The sequence below is a fragment of the Vibrio sp. 1978 genome (assembly GCF_033344345.1).
The window spans coordinates 39,026-51,371 of record NZ_JAWPOP010000032.1 but is presented as its reverse complement, the minus strand read 5'-3'; the positions used below and the strand labels follow the sequence as shown (position 1 = coordinate 51,371).

The following is a 12,346-nucleotide window of genomic DNA, read 5'->3' as shown; positions in this document are numbered from 1 at the left end:
TAGAGTCGTTAAGAAAAAACCAAGCCGATACCCTAGAAAAAACAATGCCGCTCACCTTAAGTGAACGGCATTAGAGCTTGATGCTCTCCCTTGTGCTTTTGTGATTTAGAACAGTTCTTCTGCGCCAGAACCTGAAGAATAAATACTATCTTCTAAACGGTCGCCAGCGTATTCGGTAGGCTCCGTGCCTTTTTCAAAGTATTCGAACATTGATGTGCTATCTACCTTGTGCGTTAGCATACCGCTGTTGCGATCAATACGAACTCGAATAATATCCTCTGGAATATTTTTACTTTGCTCCGGCGTCCCTTCTAGCGCAACACGCATGAAGTCAATCCAAGCAGGCTCTGCGGTTTTCGCACCCGACTCGGCACCAGAAATTTGGCCTTGCCCTAGGTTGCTGTTAACGGTGGTGCGGCCAAGTGCACGTGAGTGATCATCAAAGCCAACCCAAGCTATGGCAACGACACCAGGTCCATAGCCATTGTACCAAGCATCCTTGGAATCATTCGTTGTACCCGTTTTACCCCCGATATCACGACGACCAAGTTTTTGCGCGCGCCAGCCTGTACCATTCCAACCTGTGCCTTCACGCCAGTTACCGCCACCCCAAATGTTGCTGTACATCATCTCACGCATTAAGAATGCATTCTGTTCAGAGATAACTTGCGGTGCATATTGAGGTTCATCATTTTCAAGGGCATTGTCTGTTGCAAGGCCATCAATCGCGACGTCTTGTTCGCCAAATTCATCAGCGTAGCGATTTTCTGGCTGCTCGCTCATTTGCGGACAATCCTTATGACAAACACTCTTTGGATTGGCTTTAAACAGTACTTCACCGAATGCATCTTCCACGCGTTCTACATAGAATGGTTCAACGTAATAACCACCGTTCGCAAACACAGAGTAACCTTGTGCCACTTTCATTGGTGTTAAGCTGCCAGCTCCGAGTGCGATGGTCTCAGAGCGTGGTACTTGGTTAATATCAAAACCGAAACGAGTAAGGTACTGACGTGTCTCCTCGAGGCCAACTTCACGGAGTGTACGCACTGCCATGACGTTTTTTGATTGAGCTAAGCCGAGGCGAAGACGTGTTGGACCACCATAAGTTGGTGGTGAGTTTTTTGGTCGCCAAGCTGAACCAGAACCTGCATCCCACTTGTTAATCGGCGCATCGTTAATCAAAGTGGCTAGAGTCAGTCCTTTGTCAATTGCTGCCGAGTAGATGAAAGGCTTGATACTTGAACCAACCTGACGCACTGACATGGTTGCACGGTTAAACTTGCTGTGAACAAAGTTGAAACCACCAACCAGCGACAATATCGCGCCATTTTCTGGGTTCATCGCAACAAACGCGGTGTTTGCTGTCGGCACTTGGCTCAGTTTCCAGCTCAGTGTTTTGTTGTCATCTTCATCGGTTTCACTTACTTCGCGAACCCAAACTTGTTGACCTGTCGCTAGCACATCATGCGCTGACTTTGGTGTTGAGCCTTGGCGGTTATCGGTAATGTACTTACGCGCCCAGTGCATTCCAGTCCAAGGGATGGTTTGCTCTTCATGGTTCTTAACCCATACTTGCGCGGTCTTATCATCGACTTTCGTCACAACCGCAGGGTAAAGGTCACCATAAGTTGGCTGTTTCTTCAGGTGCTTTTCTATTTGCTCATTGTCCCAGGCCGCTTCCCCTTCTTTCCAAAGCACACTTTCTGCACCACGGTAGCCATGACGTTCATCGTATGACAAGAGGTTATTTACCGCAGACGTATTTGCAGCATCTTGCAGTTTAGAATCCACAGTCATGTAGATATTCAAGCCAGAGGTGTAAGCTTCTTCTTCACCGTATTCTTTTACTGCCCATGCACGAGCCAACTCTGCTACGTAAGGTGCGGAAAGCTCAATCTCAGCGCTATGATAACGCGCCACAATAGGCTCATTGCGTGCTTCGTCATACTGCTCTTGTGTAATGTATTTCTCATCAAGCATTCGCATTAATACAACGTTACGGCGTTTTGTTGCGCGCTCAAGAGAGTAAATTGGGTTCATGGTTGATGGCGCTTTTGGCATACCTGCGAGTGTTGCAATCTCACTTAACGTCAATTCATCAAGGCTCTTGCCAAAATACACTTGAGCGGCAGCACCAAAGCCATATGAGCGGTAACCAAGGAAGATTTTATTGACATAAAGCTCCATGATTTCTTGCTTACTTAAAAGCTGCTCAATATGGATAGCAATAAAAATCTCTTTAATCTTACGCATGATCTTCTTCTCATTAGATAAGAAGAAGTTACGAGCTAGCTGTTGCGTAATCGTACTTGCACCCTGTTTAGCCGAGCCTGAAACCGCAACAACAACCGCTGCACGAGTGATGCCGATAGGGTCGATACCGGGATGCTCGTAGAAACGGCTATCTTCGGTTGCGATGAGCGCGTGAATTAAGTCTTGAGGAATTTCGTCATAAGTAACAGGAATACGACGCTTTTCACCGAACTGTGCGATCAGCTTCCCGTCTTGACTAAACACCTTCATAGGTGTTTGTAATTCAACGTCTTTTAGAGTTGCAACATCTGGCAATTCAGGCTTCACGTACTGATAGAAGCCAAATATTGTGGTGACTCCAAGAATTATGCAAATCAATGTTAAAAATAATAAACGCTTTATGAACTTCACCGGAGAATCCCTGATTGGTTGAGGCTGTGTAACGGCAAACCCTTGTACTCTTAGGTCAAAAATTTAGCACATAAGAGATATTAACTCTTATTTGGATGCTAATAACAACCTTTGCACGAAGAAATTTCGGAGCGAGAGTAAGAGATGGATAAGCTAATCGTTACCGGCATCGATATAGGCCATAACAGCCTCAAAGCCGTAGTACTTAAACCCACAGGCAACAATTACGCTCTGTTGGGTTACAAAGAAATATTACTAAAGGAAGGTATTGTCGCTGAAAATAACACCATAAATCATCAAGAAATTGTAAAGACCCTCAAGCAGATAAAAAAAGAACTGCCTTTTGGCGCTAAAAAAGTTGCGATTTCAGTTCCTGATAACTCGGTAATTAGCAAGAAACTGCAAATAGAACAAAATCTTGAAGAGAGTGAAGTTGAGTTTGCAGTGATACAAGCCTTTTCTCATCAATCGCCATTCCCTGTCGAAGAGCTGAGTTTAGACTTCGTTCGTCTTCGCGCTGAGGGCGGGCAGAGTGGCAGTGATAGCTATCAAGTGTTTGCGACAAGAAAAGATGTGGTAGAAGGCCGAGTCGATGCATTACAAAAGTCCGGACTAAAACCTGTTTTAGTGGACGTGCATTCGCAAAGCCTTGGTCATATCTGGAAGCTCACCGCCGATCGCTTTCCTGACAAAAACAAATACTGCTTACTCGATATTGGCACCTTATCGAGCTCCTTCACCATGTTTACCGAACAAGGTGAACTGTTTCACAAAGAGTTTGCTTACGGCACACGCGGAGCAAACAGCGCTTCTCCAGTCGATTTTCTGTCCGATGATGCTCAGGAGAAAACAGAGCTGTTTAACCGTCAAATCATAGAGCGAGTAAAGCGCCAGATGCAGCTCTATACCTCAATCAATGGCTCACAAAACATCAAGGGTATCTGGTTATCAGGGGAAGGGGCCTCCACTCCCATGCTCGCAGAGGAGTTGTCTCAACAATTGTCGTTAGAGTGTGAATTGCTAAATCCGCTAGGGCTATTTGAGATGAAGGTGTCTAAGCGTAAGCGTCGTGCTGTGGATTGGCAGCATTTCTCAACAGCAGCCGGACTGGCCGTTCGTGGCATTCATTGGCTAGGAGGCGCCCGTGCTTTATCGCATTAATTTACTTCCTTGGCGAGAGAATCAAAGAGAAGAGCACCGACGTCGTTTCATCAGTTTGGTCGCATTAGGCATGTTGGTCGCTGTTGGCATCCAGTGGGGTATTGGAAAGTTTTTTGAGTACCAACAAGATCAACAACAGGATCGGCTCGATTACCTCACTCACTACATTGCCGAACTCGACCAGCGTATTGAAGCAATGAAAATTGCAGAGCAAGAGCACAGCAAAATCCTCGAACGTCTAAAGGTCGTTGAAGGTTTACAAAACGGACGAAACAAAACGACCGAGTTCATGAACTTAATGCCTGCCGTTATCCCTGAAGGTGTATATGTCGACAAGATCAAAATGAATGATCTGGAAATTGAGATCTCTGGGATCTCAGATAGCACTCCAAAACTTGCCACGATGCTGGACAACATGGAGCGCTCGGCCAAGTTGAACGACGTAGAAATGCATTCCATCGTTCACGGCAAAGCCCGTTTTGGGAAAGAGTTTCAAACATTCAAAGTGTCTTTCATGTTCAAAGTAACGGAGAAGAAATTGGAGGCTCAACGTGGTTGATTGGCAGGATCTCGAAATAGATGAAATGGCCGAGTGGCCATTGTTGCCCCAGATTGTAGTAATCGCGCTTCTGATCATGGCGATTCAAGGCTTAGGTTATTGGTTTTACCTTAAACCGAAAGAAGAACAGTTGAATCACTTGATCCAGCAGGAGCAGACACTCAAGGTGGCATTGAAGATCAAAGCGAACAAAGTGGCAGCGTTGCCTCAGCTTCAATCTCAATTGGATGAACTTACCACTCGTTACGAGTTATTACTGCAACAACTGCCTGCGCAAAAAGAGCTGGCTACAATGCTCGCTTCAGTGAATGAGCTTGGCATCGACAATAAGCTGACTTTCACCCGAATCGACTGGGGCGAAAAACAATCAGAGCACTTCCTTTATCGTCTTCCTTTAAACATAGAGTTAACGGGCGACTTTCATGACATCGGCCATTTTTCTCAGGCGATAGCGACGCTACCTCGAATCATCACGTTTAAAGATGTGACTTGGCAACGTGTCAGCCAAGAGAGTGAAACCCTGCACTTTCGGGTGCGCGCTAACACCTATCAGTTTAAGCCGGAGGAGACGAAAAATGACAAGTAAGTCTTTGTTGCTGGTACTGATGGGTTCTCTATTGATGGGTTGCCAGGCGAATGATGAATCATTGACGGATTTTATTCGAGGAGTGGAAACACAGGCGCGTCGAGAGGTCGAGAAGCTTAAGCCCGCAGACAAATATGTTGCAGTCACGTACGCACCGGAAGTACAGCGTGCACCCTTTGAATTACCCAAAGAAGCCACTATCGCGACTCAGCCAGTTGCAAGAAAAGATTGTTGGCAACCGCCCTCAAGAAGGCGAACTGGTAAATTAGAAAAATTCCCATTAAGCCAATTACGTTTGAAAGGTGTCATGGGCATGGATAACACGGTTTCTGGCCTTGTTCAGGCTCCCAATGGCACCGTCTATAAAGTTAAGCCGGGTCAATACCTTGGACGCAATAATGGCAAAGTGACCCATGTCAGCCACTCCTACTTGTTGATTAATGAAACGTTGCCCGACGGCTTAGGATGTTGGCAAAAACGTAAAGTTAAGTTGGCTTTGAGATAGCCCCATTTATTTTTGATATTGAGTAATGAAAATGAGACAAGGATTAACACGTACACCAAGGATACTTACTGGGCTCTTCTCCTTATGGTTGTTTGTATTTTTAGCCCCTTTAGCGGCAGCTGAAGAAGTTTCGTCCAATGCCCTAAAAAGTATCGACTTTCGAACTAATAAAGATAAAGACGCCGTGATTGTCGTCGAATTGGCGTCACCGGCCGCGATTGTAGATATCAAGCGTGTACAGGAAGGGTTAAGTATCGATTTGCTTAACACTTCAGTAAAAGACGAGCAATTGTATCTCCTAGACGTGAAAGACTTTTCGACTGTGGTTGAGAGCGTAGAAGTGTTTCGCGACACCTCGACGACGCGCTTGGTTGCGCACATCAATGAAGAATACATGCATGATTACCGTTTAACGGGGCGTTTTTTGGAAATCAAAGTAGCGAAGATCAAACCCAATGAGAAAGCCCCAGATAAAAGCATTTTAGAAAGAGAAGGTAAGCTTATTTCGATTAACTTCCAAGATATTCCTGTGCGAAACGTCTTGCAGCTTATTGCTGATTACAACCAATTCAATTTGGTTGTCTCCGACTCTGTAGAAGGCAACCTCACGCTTCGTCTTGATGGTGTCCCTTGGCAGCAAGTGCTGGATATTATTTTGCAAGTTAAGGGGTTAGATAAGCGTGTTGATGGCAACGTGATTTTAGTTGCTCCGACTGATGAGCTGGACTTGCGTGAGAAGCAGCAGTTAGAAAAACAAAAACTGACGGAAGAAATGGGAGAGCTTTCATCTGAAATCATCAAAGTTAATTTTGCTAAAGCATCAGACATTGCGGAGATGATCAATGGTGAAGGAAATATCAGCATGCTGTCAGAGCGCGGCAGTATGACCATTGATGAGCGAACTAACTCGTTATTGATTAGAGAGTTACCTGAAAACATCGAGGTGATTCGAGAAATTATTGAGTCTTTGGATATTCCAGTTAAACAGGTTCAAATTGAGGCGCGTATTGTGACCATCAATGAAGGTAACATGGACGAGTTAGGGATTCGTTGGGGTTTTACGTCTATTAATGGCAGTAATACAGTGGGTGGTTCTATTGAGAACAACCTCGCCACGATCGGTCTCTATAATGGAGAAGGGGGTGATGACGGTGGTGACGGTGATGGAGTAGGGATCGATGACTTCCTAAATGTAAACTTAGCTGCAACCAGCCCGAATGCGACCAGCATTGCTTTTCAGGTCGCAAAGTTAGGTTCAGACACCTTGTTGGATCTTGAGCTTTCTGCGCTGCAACAAGAGTCTAAAGCTGAGATTATCTCGAGCCCACGTTTGATCACTACCAATAAGAAACCTGCCTATATCGAACAAGGTACAGAGATTCCTTACCTAGAGTCATCATCAAGTGGTGCAACGACGGTGACGTTCAAAAAGGCGGTATTAAGTTTGAAGGTAACCCCGCAAATCACACCGGATAACCGCTTAGTATTGGATTTAAGTGTCACGCAAGATAGACCAGGACAAGTCGTGAAGACAGGCACTGGTGAAGCTGTTGCGATTGATACTCAACGTATCGGGACGCAAGTGTTAGTGAATAACGGTGAAACGGTCGTTCTTGGTGGTATTTTTCAGCACAGCATTACTAACTCGGTGGACAAAGTGCCTTTGTTGGGCGACCTGCCGCTATTAGGTGCTCTTTTTCGTCGAAGTTATGAGAATGTTGGCAAAAGTGAGCTGTTAATTTTCGTCACGCCTAAGGTGGTGATTCAGTAGTTCTGTCTCGGGAAAAACTGATTAAATCAAAAATAAAGTTGCAATAGTGGCACCATGCTTGGATAATTTCGGGTCTTATCACGAATTATCTGTGAGGAACTGGTGCCACAAGCCTTGTAGAACAGCAGTTTAGCTGTGTTTTCTTGTGGCGATCTTATTGAATCAATGTTGTAAATTACTGCTAAACATGGCTGAGAAACGTAATATTTTCCTTGTTGGCCCAATGGGCGCCGGCAAAAGTACAATTGGTAGACATCTAGCACAGCAACTGCATATGGAGTTTGTTGACTCCGATACAGTGATCGAAGAACGCACTGGTGCAGACATCTCTTGGGTTTTTGATGTAGAAGGTGAAGAAGGCTTCCGCAAGCGTGAAGAAGCGGTACTTGAAGACCTAACACAAGAGCAAGGCATCGTGCTTGCGACTGGCGGTGGCTCTGTTAAGAGCAAAGAAAACCGCAATCGTCTTTCGGCACGTGGTGTTGTTGTTTACTTAGAAACGACGATTGAAAAGCAACTTGCGCGTACAAACCGCGACAAGAAGCGTCCTTTACTTCAAACGGATAACCCTCGCGAAGTACTGGAGCAATTAGCTGAAGAACGTAATCCTTTATATGAAGAAGTAGCGGATTACACTGTTCGCACTGACGATCAAAGTGCAAAAGTGGTAGCCAACCAGATCGTAAAAATGCTAGAAGAGAGATAAGTCTTTATCTTTTTTTTAATTGGAGCAAACCGATGGAACGGATTACGGTCAACCTAGCTGAGCGTAGCTACCCAATCTCTATTGGCGCCGGGTTATTTGAGGACCCGGCGTACCTCTCTCAAGTTCTCTCAAACAAAAATGCAAAACAAAAAGTTGTTGTGATCAGTAATGTCACAGTGGCGCCTTTGTATGCAGACAAAATTTTAAAGCAACTCGAGCAGCTCGGTTGTAGTGCATCCTTGTTAGAATTGCCTGACGGTGAACAGTACAAAAACTTGGATGTATTTAATCAAGTAATGAACTTCTTACTGGAAGGGAGTTATGCTCGTGATGTTGTGATCATCGCGTTAGGTGGTGGTGTTATTGGCGATCTTGTGGGTTTTGCGTCTGCCTGTTACCAGCGTGGGGTCGACTTTATTCAAATACCGACCACATTACTATCCCAAGTGGACTCTTCGGTTGGTGGAAAAACCGCGGTTAACCATCCGTTGGGTAAGAACATGATAGGTGCGTTTTACCAACCTAAAGCAGTGATCATTGATACCAACTGCCTGTCGACGTTGCCTGAACGTGAGTTCGCTGCGGGTATCGCCGAAGTCATTAAGTACGGCATTATTTACGATGCAGATTTTTTTGTATGGTTAGAAGACAATCTTGAGCGCTTGTATGCGTTGGATGAAGAAGCACTAACTTATGCGATCGCACGTTGCTGTGAAATAAAAGCGGAAGTGGTGGCTCAGGATGAGAAAGAGTCGGGCATCCGTGCTTTGCTTAACTTAGGTCACACCTTTGGTCATGCGATTGAAGCGGAACTTGGCTATGGCAATTGGCTGCATGGTGAAGCGGTATCTTCCGGCACTGTTATGGCGGCCAAAACGTCGCATCTACGTGGTCTGATCTCGGAAGAGCAATTTGAGCGTATTGTTGCGATTTTGCGTCGTGCAAAACTGCCTGTGCATACTCCAGACAGTATGAATTTCGATGACTTCATCAAGCACATGATGCGAGATAAGAAAGTCCTCTCTGGTCAATTACGATTGGTTTTGCCTACAGGCATTGGCACTGCCGAGGTAATTGCTGATACGACACAAGACGTACTCAAACAGGCAATAGACTTCGGTCGCGATATTTAACCTTGTAATGGCGCCTTTGGGCGTCATTCTTGTAGTGTATTAAGGTTATTAGATGAGTGTTGCTCACGTACTGGAATTAGATTCTCAAATCGAGTTGCTTGATAGATTAGGTCTACTGACTAACTTTGGTTCCAATCTCATTGCGATTAATGGTCATGATGGGTACGGGAAATCTTGGTTAGCGCAGCGATACCTTGAAGTGGGTGCCAGTAACAAGAATCAATGTTTGTTACTTTGTCATTCTAATCAAGACGATGTGCAGCATCGCGTCCTTATTTTGAATCAACTGGTTTCAGACGCATTGTTTAATCAGCAAGAGCCTTTACTTGATAGCCTTGAAAGGCTTTTAGGTGATGAGCCGTGTGACATTGCAATTGTTGTAGATGATGCGCATTTATTGAGTGAGACACTTATCTCTGAGCTTTGGATGCTGGTCTTAGAGGCGCACCATAAGCCAAATTGGACCATCAATGTCTTACTGTTTACACAGTCTGGACGTTTAGACGGTTTGCTAGCACGTCTCAGTTATGGACAAGAGATAAAGCCTGTTGAGCTTGATATTGATATGTTGTCCGAAGTGGAAGCTCGTCGTTTCTTTGAGTCACTTGTTGCGCGCTACGTCGATGATGAGTCTGAGAAACGGGTTAGAGATGCATTTAAAAAAGTCGACCCAGTACCGGGTGACATCATGGCGTTAGGAGAGATGAAAGTGGAAAAAAGGATCATTATCCGCTCGATTGTCGGTTCACCCCTGAATATTGCGTTGGTGGTATTAGTATTACTGTTGCTTGCTGCGGGTGGCTATTGGTGGATGCTTAGTCAACCAAGTCCTGATGATAAAGCGCAGCAAATTGCTGGCGGTTTAGAGCAAACGGCTATTCCAACTTTTGAAGAGTCAGTAATCAGTGCAGCGCAATCTTCACTGCAACCTGTAACCGATGGCTCTAGCAGTCTTGATAACTCTGGTGCGGTTGATGATTCTGATTCATTACCACCAGCAGTGACAGAAGAAGTAGCGAGCGTAGGCAGTGATGACAATCAACAAAGAGTGGTGATTGAGTCGAATGTGGTCGATGCATTGCTTGAAGGTAAAACTGATTCAGCAGACACAAAAGCGATTGATGACGTCGTAGGTACTGAGAAAACAGAAACCGCCGATGAAACTAGCTCTCCTTTGATTAAAGTCGTAAAACCGAATCAAGATATGGCGCAAGCACCTGCTCAGTCAGAAGAGGGTGAGGCAAACCAACCTGTTGTGAAGTTTTCATTTGCTCGTGAAGAACTAAAAGCGCTATCGCCAAGAGCTTATACTTTACAACTCGCAGCTATGACCTCAATGGAAGATGTACAATCCTTTCTCAATGAGCATAAACTGAATAATCAAGTGCGAATTTATCCTACCGTTCGTAATGACACCGAGTGGTATATCATCACATATCAAGATTATCCGACAATTCAAATGGCTCGTGATGCCGTCGCAAGCTTGCCAGATTCGGTTAAGTCGGTGAGTCCTTGGGCAAAATCACTCCGTCAGGTTCACCGTGAAATTGAACGAGTGAAATAAACCTGAGCTTCCCTGAAAAATATGTTACATTCCGCAGCCTTAATTTTTGGTCGATAGATAGAGCAGTAGATGAAAAAGCAACGAGCCTTTCTTAAATGGGCAGGAGGAAAATACGGACTGGTTGAAGACATCCAACGTCATTTGCCGCCGGCTCGAAAGCTAGTTGAACCTTTTGTTGGTGCGGGCTCAGTGTTTCTGAATACCGATTATGACCATTATCTACTTGCAGATATCAATCCAGATTTGATCAATCTGTACAACCTGCTGAAAGAACGCCCTGAAGAGTATATCTCTGAAGCGAAGCGTTGGTTTGTCGCTGAGAACAACCGCAAAGAAGCCTACCTACACATTCGCGCTGAATTTAATAAAACCGATGACGTGATGTACCGCTCTTTAGCGTTTTTGTACATGAACCGCTTTGGTTTTAATGGCCTATGCCGTTACAACAAAAAAGGTGGCTTCAATGTACCGTTTGGCTCTTACAAAAAGCCGTATTTCCCTGAGGCGGAATTGGAGTTTTTTGCAGAAAAAGCCAAAAAAGCTACGTTCGTTTGTGAAGGTTATCCTGAAACATTTCGTCGTGCGCGCAAAGGGAGCGTCGTGTATTGCGATCCACCTTATGCGCCGCTTTCAAATACGGCAAATTTCACCTCATACGCAGGTAATGGTTTCACGTTGGACGACCAAGCTGCATTAGCCGACATTGCTGAAAGAACAGCGACTGAACGTGGCATTCCTGTGTTGATTTCTAACCACGACACTACCTTGACACGTCGGTTGTATCACGGCGCGGATCTTAATGTGGTAAAAGTAAAGCGTACCATTAGCCGTAATGGTAACGGTCGTAATAAAGTTGATGAGCTACTTGCGCTTTTTCATGCCCCAGACATGGATAAATCAAACTCTTAATTCTCACACTATTATATCTAAATAGTGGATCTCCCCACTGGCTTCGGTAGAATTGCGCGCAGATTGTTTGCTCATTACTACTGAGGTCAGGTATGAAAGATTTTCTTATTGCTCCATCCATTTTATCGGCAGATTTTGCTCGTCTCGGTGAAGATGTAGAAAAAGTACTCGCAGCGGGTGCGGATGTGGTGCATTTCGACGTTATGGATAACCACTATGTACCAAACCTGACTTTTGGTGCGCCTGTGTGTAAAGCACTACGCGATTATGGCATCACAGCGCCAATCGATGTTCACCTAATGGTGAAACCCGTTGACCGTATTATTCCTGATTTCGCAAAAGCGGGTGCGTCGATGATTACGTTCCATGTAGAAGCTTCTGATCATGTAGACCGTACACTGCAGTTAATTAAAGAGCACGGCTGTCAGGCTGGTGTGGTACTAAACCCAGCAACGCCACTTGCAAGTCTTGAATTTATTATGGATAAAGTCGACATGATTCTACTGATGTCGGTAAACCCTGGTTTTGGTGGTCAATCATTCATTCCTCATACACTAGATAAACTGCGTGCCGTTCGTAAGATGATTGACGAGTCTGGTCGTGATATCCGCTTAGAAATCGATGGCGGTGTGAAGGTTGACAACATTCGTGAAATTGCAGAAGCGGGCGCAGACATGTTTGTTGCAGGCTCGGCGATTTTCGGTGAGCCAGATTACAAACAAGTGATCGATCAAATGCGCGCTGAACTGGCTGAAGTTAAATAAGCACCGATAAGCCAGCGCAAT

Annotated in this window: 11 protein-coding genes; 10 read left to right on the top strand and 1 reads right to left on the bottom strand. The window is 45.0% G+C overall.

The window, feature by feature from the left end; genetic code table 11:
* Positions 1 to 105: 105 nt before the first annotated feature.
* Complete coding sequence (locus tag R8N49_RS21855; protein WP_085570127.1) at positions 106 to 2,667, bottom strand: penicillin-binding protein 1A; 2,562 nt, start codon at positions 2,665 to 2,667, stop codon at positions 106 to 108.
* A 144-nt stretch (positions 2,668 to 2,811) separates the two neighbouring features.
* Between R8N49_RS21855 and pilM the strand changes: the two genes are divergently transcribed.
* The 10 genes from pilM to rpe all read left to right on the top strand — a co-directional run bounded on the left by pilM (position 2,812) and on the right by rpe (position 12,325).
* The gene (gene pilM / locus R8N49_RS21850; protein ID WP_017821733.1) at positions 2,812 to 3,828 is read left to right on the top strand and encodes a type IV pilus biogenesis protein PilM; all 1,017 of its coding nucleotides are present in this window, start codon (positions 2,812 to 2,814) and stop codon (positions 3,826 to 3,828) included.
* Positions 3,812 to 4,387 carry a PilN domain-containing protein gene (locus R8N49_RS21845; RefSeq protein ID WP_054577259.1) on the top strand — a complete coding sequence of 192 codons (576 nt, stop codon included), beginning with the start codon at positions 3,812 to 3,814 and terminating at the stop codon, positions 4,385 to 4,387. Before pilM ends, R8N49_RS21845 begins: the two co-directional genes overlap by 17 nt.
* Positions 4,380 to 4,973 (top strand): type 4a pilus biogenesis protein PilO, encoded by a 594-nt coding sequence (locus R8N49_RS21840; protein WP_033907305.1) that lies wholly within the window; start codon positions 4,380 to 4,382, stop codon positions 4,971 to 4,973. Before R8N49_RS21845 ends, R8N49_RS21840 begins: the two co-directional genes overlap by 8 nt.
* Entirely contained in the window at positions 4,963 to 5,478 is a 516-nt protein-coding gene (locus tag R8N49_RS21835; RefSeq protein WP_005382766.1) for a pilus assembly protein PilP, read from the top strand. Before R8N49_RS21840 ends, R8N49_RS21835 begins: the two co-directional genes overlap by 11 nt.
* 25 nt (positions 5,479 to 5,503) lie before the next feature.
* A complete protein-coding gene (locus R8N49_RS21830) occupies positions 5,504 to 7,249 on the top strand; it encodes a type IV pilus secretin PilQ (protein ID WP_005382765.1) in 1,746 nt (581 codons plus the stop codon).
* Positions 7,250 to 7,436: 187 nt separating this feature from the next.
* Complete coding sequence (aroK, locus tag R8N49_RS21825; RefSeq protein ID WP_005381319.1) at positions 7,437 to 7,955, top strand: shikimate kinase AroK; 519 nt, start codon at positions 7,437 to 7,439, stop codon at positions 7,953 to 7,955.
* Between the two features lie 32 nt (positions 7,956 to 7,987).
* Complete coding sequence (aroB, locus tag R8N49_RS21820; protein ID WP_005381318.1) at positions 7,988 to 9,088, top strand: 3-dehydroquinate synthase; 1,101 nt, start codon at positions 7,988 to 7,990, stop codon at positions 9,086 to 9,088.
* A gap of 52 nt (positions 9,089 to 9,140) precedes the next feature.
* Positions 9,141 to 10,652: an SPOR domain-containing protein gene (locus tag R8N49_RS21815; RefSeq protein WP_115386332.1), complete on the top strand. Its 1,512-nt coding sequence runs from the start codon at positions 9,141 to 9,143 to the stop codon at positions 10,650 to 10,652.
* Between the two features lie 69 nt (positions 10,653 to 10,721).
* Positions 10,722 to 11,561 carry a Dam family site-specific DNA-(adenine-N6)-methyltransferase gene (locus R8N49_RS21810; protein WP_005381301.1) on the top strand — a complete coding sequence of 280 codons (840 nt, stop codon included), beginning with the start codon at positions 10,722 to 10,724 and terminating at the stop codon, positions 11,559 to 11,561.
* A gap of 92 nt (positions 11,562 to 11,653) precedes the next feature.
* Complete coding sequence (gene rpe / locus R8N49_RS21805) at positions 11,654 to 12,325, top strand: ribulose-phosphate 3-epimerase (RefSeq protein ID WP_005381300.1); 672 nt, start codon at positions 11,654 to 11,656, stop codon at positions 12,323 to 12,325.
* Positions 12,326 to 12,346 lie beyond the last annotated feature (21 nt).

Coding starts and splice junctions, on each gene's coding strand:
- pilM (WP_017821733.1), top strand. CDS start 2,812: ATGGATAAGCTAATCGTTACCGGCATCGATATAGGCCATAACAGCCTC.
- R8N49_RS21835 (WP_005382766.1), top strand. CDS start 4,963: ATGACAAGTAAGTCTTTGTTGCTGGTACTGATGGGTTCTCTATTGATG.
- R8N49_RS21830 (WP_005382765.1), top strand. CDS start 5,504: ATGAAAATGAGACAAGGATTAACACGTACACCAAGGATACTTACTGGG.
- aroK (WP_005381319.1), top strand. CDS start 7,437: ATGGCTGAGAAACGTAATATTTTCCTTGTTGGCCCAATGGGCGCCGGC.
- aroB (WP_005381318.1), top strand. CDS start 7,988: ATGGAACGGATTACGGTCAACCTAGCTGAGCGTAGCTACCCAATCTCT.
- R8N49_RS21815 (WP_115386332.1), top strand. CDS start 9,141: ATGAGTGTTGCTCACGTACTGGAATTAGATTCTCAAATCGAGTTGCTT.
- R8N49_RS21810 (WP_005381301.1), top strand. CDS start 10,722: ATGAAAAAGCAACGAGCCTTTCTTAAATGGGCAGGAGGAAAATACGGA.
- rpe (WP_005381300.1), top strand. CDS start 11,654: ATGAAAGATTTTCTTATTGCTCCATCCATTTTATCGGCAGATTTTGCT.